Annotated in this window: 11 protein-coding genes and 2 pseudogenes; 8 read left to right on the top strand and 5 right to left on the bottom strand. The window is 57.0% G+C overall.

What is annotated here, in order from left to right; all coding sequences use genetic code 11:
* Positions 1-20 precede the first annotated feature (20 nt).
* The 7 genes and pseudogenes from BFV64_RS23235 to BFV64_RS23210 all read left to right on the top strand — a co-directional run.
* Entirely contained in the window at positions 21-821 is an 801-nt protein-coding gene (locus BFV64_RS23235; RefSeq protein ID WP_014885750.1) for a DeoR/GlpR family DNA-binding transcription regulator, read from the top strand.
* A 119-nt stretch (positions 822-940) separates the two neighbouring features.
* On the top strand, positions 941-1540 hold the full coding sequence (yihX, locus tag BFV64_RS23230) for a glucose-1-phosphatase (RefSeq protein WP_023336484.1): 600 nt from the start codon (positions 941-943) through the stop codon (positions 1538-1540).
* Positions 1534-2415 (top strand): virulence factor BrkB family protein, encoded by an 882-nt coding sequence (locus tag BFV64_RS23225; protein WP_014885748.1) that lies wholly within the window; start codon positions 1534-1536, stop codon positions 2413-2415. Before yihX ends, BFV64_RS23225 begins: the two co-directional genes overlap by 7 nt.
* Positions 2412-2849, top strand: coding sequence for a D-aminoacyl-tRNA deacylase (dtd, locus tag BFV64_RS23220; RefSeq protein ID WP_014885747.1), 438 nt, complete (start codon positions 2412-2414; stop codon positions 2847-2849). Before BFV64_RS23225 ends, dtd begins: the two co-directional genes overlap by 4 nt.
* Before the next feature lie 44 nt (positions 2850-2893).
* Positions 2894-3835, top strand: a complete 942-nt coding sequence (gene fabY, locus BFV64_RS23215; protein WP_023331628.1) for a fatty acid biosynthesis protein FabY — start codon at positions 2894-2896, stop codon at positions 3833-3835.
* Positions 3836-4125: 290 nt separating this feature from the next.
* Positions 4126-4704 (top strand): hypothetical protein, encoded by a 579-nt coding sequence (locus BFV64_RS24810; protein ID WP_071978070.1) that lies wholly within the window; start codon positions 4126-4128, stop codon positions 4702-4704.
* A 74-nt stretch (positions 4705-4778) separates the two neighbouring features.
* Positions 4779-5011: pseudogene (locus BFV64_RS23210) on the top strand (SymE family type I addiction module toxin); the annotation flags it as partial.
* Between the two features lie 42 nt (positions 5012-5053).
* Here the strand turns inward: BFV64_RS23210 and BFV64_RS23205 are convergent.
* Positions 5054-5293 (bottom strand): hypothetical protein, encoded by a 240-nt coding sequence (locus tag BFV64_RS23205; RefSeq protein ID WP_023331625.1) that lies wholly within the window; start codon positions 5291-5293, stop codon positions 5054-5056.
* A 257-nt stretch (positions 5294-5550) separates the two neighbouring features.
* On the opposite strand from BFV64_RS23205, the gene BFV64_RS25150 reads away from it, so the two are divergent.
* Entirely contained in the window at positions 5551-6021 is a 471-nt protein-coding gene (locus BFV64_RS25150; RefSeq protein ID WP_023331624.1) for a SymE family type I addiction module toxin, read from the top strand.
* On the opposite strand, the gene BFV64_RS24805 is transcribed toward BFV64_RS25150, so the two are convergent.
* The 4 genes and pseudogenes from BFV64_RS24805 to BFV64_RS23185 all read right to left on the bottom strand — a co-directional run bounded on the left by BFV64_RS24805 (position 5981) and on the right by BFV64_RS23185 (position 16960).
* Positions 5981-6325 carry a hypothetical protein gene (locus BFV64_RS24805; protein ID WP_235611132.1) on the bottom strand — a complete coding sequence of 115 codons (345 nt, stop codon included), beginning with the start codon at positions 6323-6325 and terminating at the stop codon, positions 5981-5983. The genes BFV64_RS25150 and BFV64_RS24805 overlap by 41 nt on opposite strands.
* Positions 6309-14731: pseudogene (locus BFV64_RS23195) on the bottom strand (hemagglutinin repeat-containing protein). The gene BFV64_RS24805 and the pseudogene BFV64_RS23195 overlap by 17 nt, the downstream one beginning before the upstream one ends.
* Positions 14732-14744: 13 nt before the next feature.
* On the bottom strand, positions 14745-15263 hold the full coding sequence (locus BFV64_RS23190) for a toxin-activating lysine-acyltransferase (protein ID WP_023331620.1): 519 nt from the start codon (positions 15261-15263) through the stop codon (positions 14745-14747).
* A gap of 2 nt (positions 15264-15265) precedes the next feature.
* A complete protein-coding gene (locus BFV64_RS23185; protein WP_045134861.1) occupies positions 15266-16960 on the bottom strand; it encodes a ShlB/FhaC/HecB family hemolysin secretion/activation protein in 1695 nt (564 codons plus the stop codon).
* Between the last annotated feature and the right edge of the window lie 2 nt (positions 16961-16962).

Here is a 16962-nt window from a genome sequence, read left to right as displayed (position 1 = left end):
TGGTTTTCAGAGGACAGCCCATGAGTCTTACCGAACTGACCGGCAACCCGCGTCACGATCAGCTGCTGACGCTGATTGCCGATCGCGGCTATATGAATATTGATGAACTGGCGCAGCTGCTGGATGTGTCCACACAAACGGTACGACGGGATATCCGTAAGCTCAGCGAGCAGGGACTCATAACGCGTCATCATGGCGGTGCGGGCAGGGCGTCCAGCGTGGTGAACACGGCGTTCGAGCAGCGTGAAGTTTCGCTCACCGAAGAGAAGCGGGCGATTGCCGAGGCGATTGCGGACTACATTCCCGATGGCTCAACCATCTTTATCACCATCGGGACGACGGTGGAGCATGTTGCCCGGGCGCTGCTCAATCACAACCATTTGCGCATTATCACCAACAGCCTGCGGGTGGCGCACATTCTCTATAAAAACCCGCGCTTTGAAGTGATGGTCCCCGGCGGCACGCTGCGCCCGCATAACGGCGGCATTATCGGCCCGGCGGCGACGGCGTTTGTGTCCGGCTTCCGGGCGGACTATCTTGTGACCAGCGTAGGGGCGATTGAGCACGACGGTGCGATGATGGAGTTTGACGTCAATGAAGCCAGCGTGGTGAAAACCATGATGGCTCACTCGCGCCATATTTTACTGGCAGCCGATCATACAAAATACAGCGCTTCCGCCGCCGTAGAAATTGGCAACGTGGCGCAGGCCACGGCGCTTTTCACGGATGAGCTTCCCGGCTCGGCGCTGCAAAATCTCCTCAAATCCAGCAAAGTGGAAGTGGTCGAAGTCAGTTCAGGAGAAGAACAGCAGGCTGGCTGACCTTTTTATGGCCCGATATCTCTCTTCGGGCCATTCCTTTCTTTAAGCTGAATCTCGCACATAGCCAAACCTTCTCTTTCCCGCTACAGTTATTTTTCCACGGCGAGCAGGAGATAAACATGCTTTATATCTTTGATTTAGGAAATGTAATCGTCGATATCGATTTTAATCGCGTGCTGGGTGCATGGAGCGACTTTAGCCGTGTTCCGCTGGCGACGTTAAAGCAGAATTTTGCGATGGGCGAAACTTTCCATCAGCATGAGCGCGGTGAAATAAGTGACGAGGAATTCGCAGAGCATTTCTGCCAGGATATGGGGCTGTCGTTAAGCTATGAGCAGTTTTCGCACGGCTGGCAGGCGGTATTTGTCGCCATCCGCCCGGAAGTGATCGACATCATGCACAAACTGCGTGAGCAGGGGCACCGTGTGGTTGTCCTGTCGAATACTAACCGCCTGCACACCACGTTCTGGCCTGAAGAATACCCTGAAGTTAAGGCAGCGGCAGATAAAATCTATCTCTCGCAGGAGATGGGTATGCGCAAGCCCGAAGCGCGGATATATCAGGCCGTTTTGCAGGCAGAAGGTTTCACTGCCGCCGATGCCGTCTTTTTCGACGATAATGCCGATAATATAGAGGGAGCTAACCAGTTAGGTATCACGTCAATTCTGGTGACCGGAAAAGAGACGATACCCAACTACTTTGCGAAGCAGTTATGTTAAAAACCGTTCATCAAAAAGCCACGCATCATACGCGCCCGCTGAGAGCCTGGCTAAAACTGCTCTGGCACCGCATTGATGAGGACAACATGACCACGCTGGCGGGAAACCTCGCGTACGTGTCGTTGCTCTCATTAGTGCCGCTGGTGGCGGTGATCTTTGCGCTATTTTCCGCCTTTCCGATGTTTGCGGACGTCAGCCTGCAGCTTCGCCATTTCGTGTTTGCGAATTTCATTCCTGCCACCGGGGATGTTATCCAGAACTACATCGAGCAGTTCGTTGCCAACTCCAACAAGATGACGGCGGTGGGGGCGTGCGGGCTGATTGTCACTGCGCTGCTGCTGATGTATGCCATTGATAGCGCACTGAACACAATCTGGCGGAGTAAAAAAGCGCGGCCAAAAGTCTACTCTTTTGCCGTGTACTGGATGATCCTCACGCTCGGCCCGCTGCTGGCCGGGGCGAGCCTTGCCATCAGCTCTTACCTTCTGTCATTGCGCTGGGCGAGTGATTTAAACGGCGTTATTGATAATGTGCTTCGCATCTTTCCGCTGATCCTGTCATGGCTTTCGTTCTGGCTGCTCTATAGCGTCGTACCGACCACGCGCGTACCAAACCGCGATGCGGTAGTGGGGGCGCTGGTGGCGGCCGTGCTTTTTGAGCTGGGTAAAAAAGGGTTTGCCCTCTACATCACCATGTTTCCGTCCTATCAGCTGATTTACGGCGTGCTGGCGGTGATCCCCATTTTGTTTGTCTGGGTCTACTGGACCTGGTGTATCGTCTTGCTTGGTGCCGAAATAACTGTCACTCTCGGCGTATACCGCGAACTTAAAAAAGCAGCAGCAGCTGAAAAACAACAAGAAGCAGACCAACCATGATTGCATTGATACAGCGCGTAACCCGTGCCAGCGTCACCGTGGAGGGAGAGGTGACGGGTGAAATTGGCCCAGGACTTTTGGTGTTGTTAGGTGTCGAAAAGGATGATGACGAACAAAAAGCTAACCGCTTATGCGAGCGGGTGCTGGGTTACCGCATTTTCAGCGATGCGGAAGGCAAGATGAACCTGAACGTCCAGCAGGCGGGCGGCAGCGTGCTGGTGGTGTCCCAGTTTACGCTGGCAGCGGATACCGAGCGCGGCATGCGCCCGAGTTTCTCGAAAGGCGCCGCGCCCGATCGTGCAGAAGCACTTTACGAATACTTTGTTGAGCGTTGTCGCCAGCAGGAAATGCATACGCAAACCGGACGATTCGCTGCAGATATGCAGGTTTCGCTGGTGAACGATGGCCCCGTCACATTCTGGCTCCAGGTATGAGCCAACTGGCGGCGTGGCCGCGGGTAACAAGAGAGAGTACAGCTATGTATCACCTTCGAGTACCGCAAACGGAAGAAGAGTTAGAAGCCTATTACCAGTTCCGCTGGGAAATGCTGCGCAAGCCATTACATCAACCGAAAGGCTCTGAGCGCGACGCCTGGGACGCAATGGCCCATCACCAGATGGTGATGGACGAGGAGGGCAATCTCGTCGCCGTCGGGCGTCTGTATATCAATGCCGATAACGAAGCATCTATTCGCTTTATGGCGGTTCACCCTTCCGTACAGGACAAAGGGCTGGGGACGCTAATGGCAATGACCCTGGAGTCCGTCGCCCGCCAGGAAGGCGTTAAGCGCGTCACCTGTAGCGCCCGCGAAGATGCCGTGGAGTTTTTTGCCAAACTCGGTTTTGTAAATCAGGGGGAAATCACCGCCCCGCAAACCACGCCGATTCGTCATTTTTTGATGATCAAACCCATTGCCACTCTGGACGACATTCTGCATCGCGCAGACTGGTGCGGTCAGTTACAGCAAGCCTGGTATGAACATATCCCTCTGAGTGAAAAGATGGGCGTGCGCATCCAGCAGTACACCGGGCAAAAATTCATTACCACCATGCCGGAAATCGGCAACCAGAACCCTCACCACACCCTGTTTGCTGGCAGCCTGTTTTCTCTGGCAACGCTCACCGGCTGGGGGCTGATCTGGCTGATGCTGCGCGAGCGCCATCTTGGCGGCACCATCATTCTGGCCGATGCCCATATTCGTTACAGCGCGCCAATCAGCGGCAAACCGAGCGCGGTGGCTGACCTTGGCGCACTGGGCGGCGACCTTGATCGTCTGGCGCGTGGCCGCAAAGCGCGTGTACAGATGCAGGTTGAGCTGTTTGGCGATGAAACCCCGGGCGCGGTTTTTGAAGGAACTTACATCGTTCTCCCTGCGAAGCCGTATGGCGCGTATGAAGAGGGGGGAAATGAAGAGGAGTAGCGCAGTTAAAAGAGAGTTATCTTTTTAGAAGATAACTCTCATGTTGTATTAAAAATAAATCTATTGATGGCGTAATTGCCATCCAGATCGGCGTTCGAACCTTCATAGACGAGCGTATAGTTAATCCTTGTTGTCGTAATAAAAGATGTGTTGTCAATTGCATTTTTAATTCTCTACTTTTCAAATAAAACCCAAATTGTAATTAAGGAAAGCTAAATGGTGTTTAGCTATTGCATCAATTATTATTGCAACATTTATGTACTAATGACTCGTTATGAATTTGTAATAAAATGAATAAATACTACAGCTTTGAACGAAACAAATCCGGGCTCGTAATTATATTATTATTGAGTTTTTTGCTTTTGGGTTGTTTTCTTGCCTATATCATTTGGGTGAGCATGATTTCAATGAGAACTGTTCTAATGAACTCTGTTCCAGAATGGTTAACGTATATAACGATAGGCTCTATTTTTGGTCTCATATTCTCCGGGAGAGCTACCTATTATAGACCTATTGGTAAAACATCAAATTATGTCATTGAACGTTTTTGGGTGGGGTTTAGTTGTGGCTTTATTCTTTCATTAGGGATTTATGATGTTTTCGTGTTTATGTCGAAGGGAAACGTTATTACATACGAAGCGGCTTATGAAATAACATATCCTGGCCCAAGAAAGGGGCGGTTTGGTCATTGTGAAGCAGGGTTGTGGTTTAAGGACTATAACACAAAGCGTTGGATTCAATTGTGTACAAATAAAAAAGCACTTCAAGCAGCGGGTGAACCAGGAGCAGATGCTGTAAGGGTTAGTGCTCATTCAAATGAAATAGGGTCTTATATAATTGATTACAACTTCATAAAATCCAAGAGTTAATTAAGAAACCACAACTCCATATATTCACTCTGAAATAATAAATCCACGTTAAATTAAAGGAGAGAAAAACATCTCTCAACGGGAAATGGTTGTCGAATGCAGTTTTATTGATTGTATGCTGGTTAAAATCCGCGTGATGAAGGATTGTATCATGATCACGCCACAGCATACACGCGAACTATGGGGTTGCCTGGATGGTATGAGCGTAGTGAATATAAATAAACAAAAAGTGACTAACTGGCTGAAGACGTTTCCCGGAGTGCTGAATGATTTGGGGGATGTGCCGGTGATCAGACGGGATAAGTGACAGTTAAAAGAGAGAGCCCGGCGCGGTGGCCGTGATTTTTTATTACTTTTTTTCTTGGCGGTAATAAATCCACCAACAACCACATCCAAAAATGAATCCACCAAAGGATGTACCTTTAATTAGTTTCATAAAACCAGGTAGATAAACATCAATAGGAATGTCTTGAGTAATTAAAAGGTAAATTCTTGCAGAAAAATAGGTTAGTAAAGCAACAATATTAGCTGTCACAACAAATGCGAACGTGAGGAAAAACCATAGTAAAAACCACTTCTTCGATGTCATTTTATTCTTTCCTTAATCCTTATTATAATGAGGTATTACAGCCTGTTGTATTATTTTCTCGAGTCGCTTCGCATTTATTAAACGTTTCCCATAATGCAGTGCTGTATCTTTATCCATAGCGGTATAATGGCCGCAGGAAAAGTCAGTGATACAGGCTGTGAATAATATGTAATGAACGTGAAACGGTAAGAGCGCGGTATAAAGGTGCGCCAACACCTTTATACCGCTGACCACAAACAACTAAGCAGGAGTTGATTATGGCTGCGAAGAATTCTATGCCAGAGCGGGCTGTTGCCCAAACAGAAGTTGCAGTATCTGAGAATAATGTAGAAATTCGCGAGCAGGTGCACAAAAAGAACCCGCGTGCGCTTCACGGGGAACGCACCGGGTCTGAACGTGTTTACGCCAGAGGGGGATCAGGCTCTGCCTGCTGCGAACTTTATACCCGAATGGATCGCAATTATTTGCCGCTGGCGGGCGAGCGGCTGTCCCGCGTCGGATTTCGTAGCGGGATGGCGGTAAAGATCCGTGTTATGCCGGACTGTATTGTGATTGCGCCGCAAAATACCCGCGAGTTATGGGGGTGCCTGAAAGGGTTAAGTATCACGCATATCAATAAATTGAAGGTGAAAAAGTGGCTGAGAGAATTTCCGGGGACGCTGAACGACACTGGCGATCTGCCGGTGATTAAACGCGATCGTTATGATTGTCTGATCCGCAGCGAGTGATTGTTAAAAGATCCCGGCTCAGTGGCCGGGATCGTGGTTCAGGATTTTGGATCGGAAGGGGGGATTTTCGGGCTTTGCGCTCGTCCAGTTTGGCGAAGAGCCATGACCTGAAAGCTGCTGCCGTTCCAGCAATAACGCTTGCAACCAAAACATGCTTGATATCTGATTGTTCAATATCTACTTCATGACTAATGATTAGTTTTACAATTATCAAAGCCAGAGAGAAAAAAATTAAACAACAAAAAACCATGTATGCAATGCTTAAGAACAGTAAAGCTACGGTAGTGTTATTTTTTCTTTTCATTAATTTCATCCTTAACTACATTACTAATAAATTCACCTCCCACGGTACCGATAATATCACCTACAGGGGCTGCGCTCGGACCTAATACAGGGGAAAATACTGGTGGTGCAATAATATTAACTGCCGTACCAAACGCCCAACCTGCGCCCGTGCCAGTTAATGCACCTTTATCCAGCCCATCAGTGAATAGTGAACCACCCAGTGCGATCCCGGCATTAGCCCAAATCCCACGACCCGGAGCTAGTGCACCAGTTGCTCCCGCTGAAATACTTCCCTTATAATCCCAGTTCTTGTTCTCGTTACCTGGACGGCTCAGGTCAAACCACTGGTAGCTTCCATTAGCAATTTCTCCTATTATTGCGCCACTAACAACGTTACCTACTGACGCCGCTGGTCCCAGATACCAGGCTCCCGCAATCATCACACCATCCTGATATCCTTCCACAATTGCTTTAGCGATATTCGCGCCTTCCGGTAAATCACCGTTTGCCAGTTTTTCCAGTCCGGCCTGCTTCTCCTTCGGAGACAGACCATTCTCTTCTGCATACTGGTTCCACGACTGTGCTGCCAGGCCGTAATCCATCATACCCTGTCCGAAACTGCTCGGATTAAGCGCATTATTCTCAACCACCGTCTTCCCGGACTGCGCCCCGGCGATGGCGCTTGCCGTACCGTCTCCCGCAACGCCGCCTGCTATCCCTGCGGCAAGAGTCGCCAGCGCGCTGATGGTCTGCTTTTCACTTTCACTCAGCGCAGCAACATCCTTCCCGTACATCTCCAGCGCAATACCACCCGCCAGCTCCCCGACCGCTGCTCCAGCCGCACCCGCCAGCGCGTCTTTCCCCTGCATCGCGGCCAGCACCGCATTCGCCACCGCGTGGGCGGCGGCTTTTTCCATCGTATCGTCCAGCCCGGAACGGTGGCCGATAATCTCCGCCACGTACGGTGCCGCCGCTCCGGCCAGCGCGGCGGTCATGTCGCCGCCCGCCAGACCCTGAGCGGCAGCGGTAGCCGCCTGGATGGCGCGCTGCATGTCGCTGCCCGTGCCGTACTGTTCAATTGCCGTGCGTCCGGCCTGGTCGGCTATCTCCTGAGGGGTAGGGTTGCTCTTGCCCTCAGCCCTCAGCTTCTCCTCTGCGGCGCGGAGCGCTGCCGGGTCGTTCATGGCCTCCTGTTTCGCGATTTCACCCTGCGTGCGGGCGATATCCGCCACCTGGCTGCCGATTTCCCCGATAAGCTGCGCCTCCTCCATCCTGCGCTGCTCTTTCTCCTTATCGAAAATGGTGTCGATGCTGCCGTTGGCATTCGCCGTGTCGCGGCTCAGGTCCGCCACGTCCTGCGTCTGATGCTCCTTATCGCGAACCACCACCGTGCCGTTTTCAATGGCCGCACGCGTGGTGCCCTCCGCGCTGCCGCTGCTGTCCGCCCCGACCAGCAGGTTGCTCGCCATATTCCCGGTGAACTGCCCCGCGATGCTGCCGCCGGTGCTGATGCCCGCGCTCTGGTGCTCCACGTCGTATTCAGTGGTATTGTGGATATCCCGCCAGCCGAGCGTCCCGGTGTCGAGGCGGTTGTTATCCGCCGTGGCGGTGGAGGCGATAACCGCGCCGTCGAGCTGCGTGTGGCCGCCGACGTTGATGTCGAACCCGCCGGAGCCTGCGAAGATACCGCTCTGCTCCTTCACGGAGACGTAGTCGCTGTTCATGCTGTCGCGGCTGTAGTTAACGCTGGCCGAGCCGCTCATGGTGCCGAAGGTAAAGCTGCCGCCCGCGCTGGCGTTTTGCTGTTTGCTGTCGTAACGGTCGGTGTCCTGTTCACTGGTAATGGTCAGGTTACGCCCGATATCGGCCAGGATGCTCTCCCCGCTGACCTGTGCCCCGGTGAGATTCGTATCGCGCCCGCTGACGATTGTGAGCGTATCCCCTGCGTTAACCGTGGTTTCGGTGCGGGTGGTGCCGTTGCCGCGCTCGGTTCCTTTGCCGCTGTTCACGCTGGCGGAGACGGAGATGCCCGCGCCACCGGAGCCGTAGCCGATACCGACGCCCGCGCTGCCGCCGTGGCTCTCGTTTTGGCCGTCGAGCGTGGAGGTGTTCAGTGCGGAAATCAGGTTCACGTCCCGGCTGGCCTGTAGCCACAGGTCGTTCTGCGCATCAAGCTGGCTGCCGTGAACCAGCAGGTCGCCGTCGGTTGCCACCACGGTGAGGTTATTCCCGGCGGTGAGGCTGCTGCCTTTTGCGGTGGCCTGCGTGCTGGTCCGGGTGGATTTTGACGACTGGCTGCCGTAAGAGAGGCTGATGCCGACGGTGTTGTCGTTGCCCTTCTGGTTGCCGGTGGCCTGGTCGAGCATGACGGACTGCGCGCCCTGTCCGAGGGTCAGGGCGCCTTTCACCGCCTGCAGGGCGGCGAGGCGGTCGTTATCGGTCTCCCTGGCCTGCTTCAGGGTGCTCACGCTGCTGTCGAGAGCACCACCCGCCGCGCCGGAGAGCGCAAGGGTCAGACCGGAAGATTTTTGCTCCACGGTGTGGGTCTGCGTGCCGCTCTCCGTGGCGGCGGTGATGCTGACGTTTTTCCCGGCGAGCGTCATATCCTGCGCGGCAATCAGGTCCGAGCCGTGGACGCTCAGGTCATTGCCCGCGCTCAGCGTGACGCTGCCGTTCACGGAGCCAATGGTGCTGCCGCGATGGGTGGTGTCCTGTGCGGTGTCGGTGACCTTCAGGCTCTGGCTGCCGTAGCTGACACCGATGCCGCCCGTGCCGGAGAAGCCGGATTTTTTCTCCTGCCGCTGATGACTCTCCTGGCTGTGCTCCTCCGCCGTGGTCACGGTCAGGCTGTTGCCTGCCGCCAGCCGGACATCGTTATCGCCCACGATATCGCTGCCCTGCACCCGCAGGTTATTGCCCGCCTGCAGGGTGACGCTGTCGCCGCTGAACAGGGCTCCCTGTGCGGTCTCACTGTTCACCACATCGTCCGTGGTCACGGTTTTTTTCGACAGCGCGCCGCTGCTGCCGGTGGACTGATGGTGCGACTCAAACATGCTGCTGTCAGTGGCGGCGGTGACGGCGATGTCGCGCCCCGCGCTGACGGCGAGGCTGCTGTCCGCCTCCACTGTTGCGGCCTGCGCATTCACGTCGCGTCCGGCCATCATCAGGATATCGCCTCCGCTGGCCACCTCACTGCCAACCTGTTGAGTGGTGGACTGCTTCAGCCAGTTATTTTTATCCCACGTCAGGTTATCGCTGGCGGAGGTGGTGACGGTGGTGAGGTTCAGATCCCGCCCGGCACTGAGCACCGTCTGGCTGCCACTGCCGTTGTTAACGACCTGCGCGCCGGTCAGGGTGAGATCGCGCCCGGCGTTCAGCACCAGCTTACCGTCATCGCCCTGGACGTATATCCCCGCCACGCGCTCTACGGTGGTGCGCTCAAAACTGTTTTTCCCGCCGCTGCTCTGTGCGCTGCGGGTGGTGGTGGTGAGGCTGATGTCGCGCCCGGCCGTGGCCAGTACGGCATTTTTGCCCGAGATCGTGCCGCCGGTGTTGTTGATGTCCGTGCGGGCGAACAGGCTGACGTCAGCCCCCTGTATCGTTCCTGCTTTGTTGATGATGTTGTCGGCGCTGAGCTGCACCGCGTCACGCCCGTGCAGGGTGCCGCTGTTGACCAGGTCGCGGTTCAGGTTCATCACCAGATTCTGGCCCCCCATTAGCGCGCCGGAGCCGTCGATGTCGCCAGGCTGTACGCGAACATACACCTGCGGCACCATCACCGTCTGCCAGCTGCCGTCGGCAAGCTGAACGCGGGTGTTGACCAGCCAGACCATGTCCTCCGTCAGCAGGCTCATCTGTTCGGCGGTGAGCGCCACGCCAGGGACAAGCTGATGCGTCTGCCCGAAAGCAATGCCCGCATCCATCAATGCCCTGAACTGGGTCTCATCGTCGCGGTAGTCGCCCAGGTAGCGGCCGCCGGTGAGGGCGATGATCTGCTCGCGTACCAGGCGCTGCTCGTAATAGCCGTCGCCAAGGCGCTTGTGCACGTTATCCGGATCTGTCGTGAACGCATTCTGCATATAATCACTGCCGAGCCACGTCTTGTTGTTGGTAAAGCGTGGATCGGTTTCGATCAGGTAATGCGCATCCGGATCCGGCAGGGTGTTAAACAGGCTGCTGTCCGGCAGACGGATGTCCGGCCCTGCGGCACGTACCACCACGCCCTGCGCATCGCTGGCGGGCGTTTCAATCCATTTGCCAGGCGCATTGCCGGAGGGCAGGGCAGGGGAACCCGGTGAGGTGGTGTCCACACCTACCGCCAGGCTACCCGTCCCGCTGAGCGTGGCATCTGTTTTGTGGGCGCTGGCGGGGGAAAGGGTCATGCCGCTGCCATCGGCCTGGCTGTTGCCTTCCATTTTGCCCGGCGACAGGGTGATCGACTGGATAACCACAGGCGGGGCGTAGTCCGAGGTGCTTTTTCCCTGCGAGTCGCCACCCTTTCTGGATTTACGGCTGTAGTGTGTGACCGAGCCTGCATCGGTGATCCATCGGCTGCCTTCCGGCATCACGTTATCCACCGAATCGGCGAAGATCCCGAGCGTTCCCCCCGCCACAATCTGGCTTTTATCGTTCAGAACCTGATTTGCCGTAATCAGCATATTGCCGCCGGCGAGGATTTTGCCCGGGTCACTTTCGGCAATCACCTCTTCTTCAATGGTACGGGTGTAGGTGTACTCGTAAAAGTTGTCGTTGTTGGCCCCGGTATCGTCCGGGGTGTTGAGGTTAAGCAGGTGGTCGGCCGAGTTGTGGTCGACGAACACGCCGTCAGCATCCGCATCCCAGCGGGTGGGCGATCCCTTTTGCTGGTACTCGTGGATCTGCTCCGTGGAGATGAGCGCCACTTCGGTGCTGAAATGGTCGTTGATGTTGTTGAGCTGGCCGATGGAGAGCGCCATGTCGCCCGCGGACTCAATGGTCGCGCTGTGGTTGTTGAGGGTTTGCGCCTGCCCGATGGCGAAGCCGTTGTCGTCCACGCGCCCGCCGATGGCCATCGCCCCGTCGCTGTAGATCAGCGCGTGGTCGCGGTTGTTGATTGTCTGTGCCCCGATGTCCACGCGCTGGCGTCCGGCGAGGGTCGCTGCCGTTCCGTCCTGGGCGAGGTTATTGAGCGTTATCGCCTGAATCGACAGATGATCGCCGTAGATGCGGCCGGTACCCGCGTTCGTTAAGGTTTCGGCACGCAGCCACGTCTGGCTGCCGTCGATAAGACCGTAATTACTCAGACTTGAGGAGAGGGTCAACCAGGTCGCGCCGGCGGCAATCTCGCCGGACGCGGCATTGAACAGACTGGCGGCGCTGAGATCCAGTTTTGCGCCCGCCAGCAGGTTACCGCTGTTGGTCACGCTGCCCGGCGTGGTGAAGGTCATGCTGCCGTTGGCAATCACATCACCCGCGTTGTTAAAACTCTGCTGCGTGTGAATCGTCATATCGCCGAGCGACAGAAGCTGACCGTCTCCGGTTAGCGCGTCGGCTTCAAGCGTGACGTTCTCCCCGCCAATAACGACCCCGTCAGCGTTGAGAAGCCGCAAAGCCGCGCCGCTCAGCGACAGCGCCCCCTCGGCGGACAGCTCACCCTGCGTGTTATCCAGGGTTCCGGAATTGGCGATCGATAACGTATTGCCTGCCCGCGTTGTTCCCAGAGTGTTATCGAACTGCTGGCTGTTGATTTTCACATCCAGCCCTTCAATACCCTTATCTTCAGCCTGCGTATTGCGATTGATCAGCGAGGCCGCGTTGAGCGTCACCGTTGCGCCACTGGGTATCAGGCCCAGCGTGTTGTCGATCGCCCCCGTTACGGCGTTCACCGCCAGTTCACCGAGAGACTGGATCTGCCCGTCCTGGTTATCAAGACGATTGAGGTTGAGGGTCATCTGCTGCTCACCCACCAGACGCCCGCCGGAACGGTTATCCAGCGAGGTGGCCCGCAGCGTGAACTCCCCTTTTGCGCCCAGCGTGCCGTTCTGGTTGTTCAGCGCGGCGGTGGCGAGCTGCATGTCCGCCAGGCTGTAAATCATCCCCTCGCGGTTATCCAGCTGCCAGCCGTGCGTATCAAGAACGAGCCCGCTTCCCTGAATGACCCCCTGACGGTTGTCGGTATCGCTGCGCGTGGCAAGCGTCAGCGTATCCAGGGCATACAGCGTCCCGGCGATGTTGCTAAAGCGCGCGGCGTCCAGCGTGGCCCGTTTTTCGGCGAGAAGTACGCCCGCATCATTTTGCAGATCGGTCGTGGTTATGCTCAGGTTTCCCTGGCTAACGATGCCGCCCGTGTCCCCGCTGTTGCGGTTGCTGATACCGTCAACGGCCAGCGTGAGATCCCCTCCGCTCTGGACCAGCCCGCTGCTGTCGTTGTCCAGACGCTGTGCCGTGACGGCAAGATTGCCCTGGGCGACAATCATCCCTTTCTGGTTGGCGATCCGGGAGGCGTCTATCCGCGCATCTTCACCGGATACCAGTGTGCCTTGCGTATTTTCCAGCGACCCCACATGCAGATTCAGCGAACCTGTGGCGCTCAGGGTACCGTTGCGGTTGTCCACGTCCGCGGCCGTTACGACGGTTTCTTTCGCGCTGGCCAGCATGCCGTGCTGATTGCTGATGCTGCCGGCGTTGACGTTCAGGGTGCCAAAGCTGACGATGCCGCCGGTCGTCAGGGTCGTGTTGTTTGACAGGCGGTTCCCGTGAGTGTCGACGATCATGTCCGCCCCGGACTGAATTAACCCTTCGTCGTTGTTCAACCCGGCGCTGTCGAGCGTCAGTTTATCGTGGGCGGCAATTGTCCCGCCGACGTTAGCCAGCGCGTTGCGGCTGGTTAGCGCGACGCGGCGTTGACGCTTACCGTGGCGTTGGCGGCAATCATGCCTTCGCGGTTATCAATGCCGTCCTGATGGTTCAGCGTCAGACCCCGCGTGCCGCTCTGGCTTATCTGGCCTTTCTGATTTTGCAGGCGTTTTGCCGTGAGCGTGAGCTGGTCGGCGGCGAGCAGGCCGCTGCTGTTATCCAGCGTGCCGGTTGCCGTGGCGCTGAGTGTGTCATTCGCGATGACTTCCGCACCGGCGGTGCTGAGGTCGCCTTGTCCGGCGTTAAGGGTAATGGCGTTGGCCTGCGTCACGCTGCCTGATGCATCCAACCCCTGTCCCGTGGACCTGATGTTGCCACCCGCCACATTCAGTCCATGCATCTCAAGTTTGCCGCTGGCGTTGAGCGTCAGATCGCCGTCGCGGCCTGTGGTGCCATCGGGCTGCACGCCTGCCGCCAGCGTGCCGGTGCTGGCAATCGTTTTGCCCGTCAGGCTGACGTTGCGCTGTGCAGCGAGGGAGCCGCTGTTTTGTATGGCGTCGGTGCCAGAAAGGGCGACGTCAGCGGAAGACCAGACCGTGCCGCTATTCTCAATACGCCCGTCGGCGGAGAGGGTGACCGTCCCTGCTTCCGCGCCGATATTGCCCGCGTTGCGCACGCCGACGCCTTTTTCCGTCCCGATCAGACGGATTTTCCCGGCGTACATGCCGCCGACCTGGGAGACATCCAGCGCCATGACGGGTTTTGCCGCACCGTTATCCGCAAGGGCGGTCACCTTTTCATGCGCCGCATCCACCGTGTTGCGCCCGGTAGTGACGCGTAAATCCTGCGCGTGAATCGCCGCATTCACCTGAACCGCCCGGGCGATGATATCGGTGTGCGCCTGCCCGGAGGTATCCAGCCCGTTGCCGTTCACGGTAATCTCACCGCGCTCCACCTGATACCCGGTTATCCGGCCATCCTGCATCTGCGCGGTACCGGTCGTCAGCGTGGCGCGCCCGGCGTTGATAAAGCCGCAGCCGTCACAGGTAATGCCCGACGGGCTGGCAATGATCACGTCGGCCTTTTGTCCAGCCACCTCAATGTAGCCGTTGAGCTGGCTCGGGTTGCGTGCGTTCACCTCGTTGAGGATGACTTTAGCCTCGCCTTTCGCCAGCCACGGGTTGGCGGTCACCATTCCGCCGAGTTCGGTTGAGGTATTTTTATGGGCGTTATTGAGGATGGCCCCGTCCCGGCCAACGTCGAACTGACTGTAGGTGTTGCGGGACACGCCGCCTGCAGACGGGGTCTGGATATTCACCTGCGTCGTGCCGTTAGCGGTGCTGATCACGGTGGGCTGCTGTTTACCGGGCGCGGAGGCGTCCGCCACAATCCCGGCGGCCTGCACCGTGACGGCACCAGAGGCCAGCCACAGCGCAAGGCTGAGTGCGCCGACGCGACAGACAAGACGCTGAAGCGCGTGCCCGATCCCGGAGGAAGACGATCCGCCCGAACAGCCGCGCGCCAGCTCGGAAACGACCATCAGCATGCCGCGGGCTTTATTAAAGACGATACGGTACAGACGTTTATTCATGGTGAAATCCTTTTTATTTTTGTCCGTGCAGCGGGTGCGTGTGTTTCCAGTTCAGCAGCGCTTCGCGCGTGACCTGCCTGCCATAAAACGTTTTGATACGACGGCCTTTCTCATTGCCGCGATGCCACAGAAAGCGCGCAACGTGATGCGGAAAAATCTCCTCGCGTACCAGGCGAAACAGGGCTTCCGCGTGCCCAAAGGGGGCAATAAAATCGCGAAACCACATCCGATCGCCGTTACACCAGTCTTCTTCCGGCAGGACGACCGTCTCCTGGGTGAGATAGCGGCGTTCGGCTTCTTCGCTCATCCATGCCCAGCTCAGGAAAAAGATCGGGCGTCCTTTCTCCTCTATCAGCACGTACTGCTGGCGTTTAATGATGGGCAAGAGCACCACGGGCAGGACGTGCAGCGGCGCGTCACGGTGGTTGAGGGAATGCATCCAGAGCCAGACCGACGCGCCCAGCACTTCGGCTTCACTTAGCGCGACGTCCTCGAGCTGCGGACAATGAACCGTCAATTCGCCATAGCGCATACTCAGAAATCCATGTTGAGGTTGAAGCCGAAGGTTGCCGGGCTGGTTTTAAAACCGTCCGGGTGGGAGAACGGCACGCCCGCGAAGGCGTCGTATCCCACTTTCCAGAGCGCACCGCGCAAGCCCGCCGCGCCACCCGCAAGATGGTTGCCCGCCAGGTATTCCGTACCGTTGCCAGCGACCTCGCCATAGTCGGCAGCCAGATAGAGCTCGGTTCCGGCAAGCGGGGTCTGCCAGGAGAGATCGTTTCGAACCAGCCAGCCGCGATCGGCGTTGAGCGTGCGTTCGCCGTCGAAGCCGCGCACCGTCCAGCGCCCGCCGATGGCGAACTGATCCTGTGAAGTGAGCGGCGTGTTGCTGGTCTGACGCTGCCAGGCTACGTCGTAACGCAAGTGCTGCGTGCTGAGTGCGAACGGCAGGCTCAGGCGTGCGTTGGTGCGAAGAATTCGGCCCAGCGCGGTGGCTTCATCGAACGTTTCTTCGGGGGCTGGCTGGGCGCCAAACCATCGCGTGCCGCGCTGGTAGCTGATGCCAGCATCAACCGTGGCGGGGCCGATATAGTGGCGATGCTGAAGCCCGGCCTTCCATGAAGAGACGTGGCGGCGCTGAACTTCCACTTCCGTGTCGTTGATGTAGTTTTTCGTTGTCCGGCTCTCCACGTCCCAGGTGAACGTGGTTTTTTGGGCGCTGCTGCGGTGCAGAACCCGGCTGGCCTGCGCCACCAGACTCTGGCTTTTGCCGCTGTACCGAATGTCGCCGTTTAGCCCCGCCACGGTCTGGTGATAGTGGTAATCGCTGCCGGTAACGGAAAATGCCCACCAGCCCACGGGAACAGACCAGTGGGCGCTGAGGTTTTGGTTGCCTTTTTCCGGCCCGGTTTGAAGGTCATGGTTAATGGAAAACCAGAAGAGATCGCTCAGCGCCAGCGGGTTATCCAGCGACAGCGTTAGCCCACCCTGATAGCGGCCCGTTGACGACGAGCCAGAATCATCAAGCGACAGGCCAAGCCGCCAGAATTTGCTCTGCTGGCGGGTAATCACGATATCGCTCTCACCCGGCTGTTCAGCCGGAACGATATCCATCTCAACCTGGACGGTGGGCAGACGCTGAAGGTTCTCCAGACCCTGCTCGATATCCCGCAGGTCGAGCAGATTACCGTCATGTGCCGGGAAGGCGCTGTAAAGCCATAACCCGCGACGGCTGTTATCGGTCAATGTGACGTGGCGTATTTTCCCCGGAATAACGGCCAGTGTTAAATGGCCGCTTTTTAAATCCTGAGCGGGAGCCAGCACGCGTGCGGTTGTCCAGCCGTGGGCGATCAGCCGGTTTTGCAGCAGGCTCATCACGTGGTTGATACCCCGTGCGCCGAGGCACTTCCCGACGGACTGATTCGCGATGCGCTGCAGCGGTACCCAGTGCGGGAGGGCGTTATGCCCCGTCAGCGTCACGTCATGGATGGTGAAGCAGGGCGTTTCGGCGGCAAATTCGCCGCTTTCGTTACGTGTTGCCGGAGATTGCAGCCGAACGTCAGGCGCCTGGGGCGTCAGTTGGGTTTCCAGCGCCTGCTGACGCTGCTGTTGCAGGATAAACGGTTCATCACCCGGTGCGGCGCTGGCACCCGATGAAAGGCTGAGAACAGCACAGATAAAAAAGCCGGTGCGCTTCGTTGCGACTGGTCGAAATTCCCTTTTCAACATTT

It is taken from the genome of Enterobacter kobei, assembly GCF_001729765.1.
Lineage (GTDB): Bacteria > Pseudomonadota > Gammaproteobacteria > Enterobacterales > Enterobacteriaceae > Enterobacter > Enterobacter kobei.
The sequence above is the reverse complement of the archived record's forward strand: the minus strand, read 5'-3'. Positions and strand labels throughout refer to the sequence as shown.

Coding starts and splice junctions, on each gene's coding strand:
- BFV64_RS23235 (WP_014885750.1), top strand. CDS start 21: ATGAGTCTTACCGAACTGACCGGCAACCCGCGTCACGATCAGCTGCTG.
- yihX (WP_023336484.1), top strand. CDS start 941: ATGCTTTATATCTTTGATTTAGGAAATGTAATCGTCGATATCGATTTT.
- BFV64_RS23225 (WP_014885748.1), top strand. CDS start 1,534: ATGTTAAAAACCGTTCATCAAAAAGCCACGCATCATACGCGCCCGCTG.
- dtd (WP_014885747.1), top strand. CDS start 2,412: ATGATTGCATTGATACAGCGCGTAACCCGTGCCAGCGTCACCGTGGAG.
- fabY (WP_023331628.1), top strand. CDS start 2,894: ATGTATCACCTTCGAGTACCGCAAACGGAAGAAGAGTTAGAAGCCTAT.
- BFV64_RS24810 (WP_071978070.1), top strand. CDS start 4,126: ATGAATAAATACTACAGCTTTGAACGAAACAAATCCGGGCTCGTAATT.
- BFV64_RS23205 (WP_023331625.1), bottom strand. CDS start 5,293: ATGACATCGAAGAAGTGGTTTTTACTATGGTTTTTCCTCACGTTCGCA.
- BFV64_RS25150 (WP_023331624.1), top strand. CDS start 5,551: ATGGCTGCGAAGAATTCTATGCCAGAGCGGGCTGTTGCCCAAACAGAA.
- BFV64_RS24805 (WP_235611132.1), bottom strand. CDS start 6,325: ATGAAAAGAAAAAATAACACTACCGTAGCTTTACTGTTCTTAAGCATT.
- BFV64_RS23190 (WP_023331620.1), bottom strand. CDS start 15,263: ATGCGCTATGGCGAATTGACGGTTCATTGTCCGCAGCTCGAGGACGTC.
- BFV64_RS23185 (WP_045134861.1), bottom strand. CDS start 16,960: ATGTTGAAAAGGGAATTTCGACCAGTCGCAACGAAGCGCACCGGCTTT.